Raw genomic sequence first — 1,189 nt, 5'->3', positions numbered from 1 at the left:
GGGCCGTCCGGATGTGTGGTGGTGGTGTGGCCGGCCGGGTCGGTCCAGTCGAGTCGGCCACCGGCGGTGTGGGTGACGGTCCAGTAGCCGATGGTTTTGAGACGGTGATGTTTCCGGCACAGGCACGCCAGATTGTCCTCGACCGTCAACCCGCCGGACCCGGGATTGGTGTGGTCGAACGGGATGGTGTGGTCGAGATCGCAGGCCGCGGCCGGGGTCGTGCAGTTCGGGAACCGGCACACCCCGTCCCGTAGTCGTATCGTCGTCGCGAGTTGTGTGCTCGGCGCATACGTGGTGGCCCGATGCCGGGTGGCCACCTCGGTAGGTGACAGGCGGGGTGCCGGCCGGGCGCGTCCGATGCCGGCAACGGTTCCTGCTGCCGCGCCCTGCCCGAGCCGTTCCCGGTCTTTGTCGCCGAGGGTGAGTACCTGTTTCCAGGTGCCGTCGGCGGCGATCTGCCGGGCGAGGTCGGCGTCGATGGGTCCGTGTCCGAACAGGTATCCGGGCGCATCATCGAAACCGAGCAGGGTGGTGGCGTCGACGCCGACCATGATCTTCACCTGCACTACCGGCGACGGCGTCTTCCCGGCCTTCGCTGCTTTGCAGTTGTCGTGTCCGCACCGGCAGTCGAGGTGGGTGTCCCCGGAGGCGAGGGCGATCAGGGCGTCGGCGCGGCGTTGCGCCGTCGTGCGCGGATCGTGCCCGCACACGCCGCGGCTCATTGCGCGCAGGCGCCCGGAGACGATCCGGCCGCCGACGACGGGCAGGATCCCGGTCAGGTCGGTGAGGCCGTCGTCGCGGGCGATCACCCGCACATCCCGTTCGACCTCGGCCGTCTTACGGCGTTCGGTGGCCCCGTCGGGGTCGAGGCGGGCGATCATGCGGCGGGCGCGGGTCCGGAGTTTCGTGGTCGAGAGCCGGTCGGCGCCGTCGAGTAGTTTTTCTTCGAGTACGTCCAGCAGGTCCCCGGACACGTTCGTGAGCGCGTCGGCCAGGGTGTGGGCTTTCGCGAGGTCGATCCGTCCGGCCGCGAACGCTGCCCGGATGCGGTGCAGGCGGCGGCGTAGGTCGTAGCCGAGTCCGATCATCCGGCGGGCGGCGGTTTCGGTGAGTCCCAGGATGCCGGCGACCTCGACGTGCGCGGACTCGCCTTCCCGGGATTCGTTGCGGCCGGCCTGCTTGTCCTCGG

1 protein-coding gene is annotated in these 1,189 nt (G+C 70.1%); it reads right to left on the bottom strand.

Annotation, left to right across the window (positions count from 1 at the left end):
- A partial coding sequence (locus tag E0497_RS20330; RefSeq protein ID WP_137726605.1) for an HNH endonuclease signature motif containing protein occupies positions 1-1,189 on the bottom strand: 1,189 nt, incomplete at both ends.

The organism is Prescottella subtropica (assembly GCF_005434945.1).
Taxonomy (GTDB): Bacteria; Actinomycetota; Actinomycetes; order Mycobacteriales; family Mycobacteriaceae; genus Prescottella; species Prescottella subtropica.
This window is presented reverse-complemented; position numbering and strand designations above follow the sequence as displayed.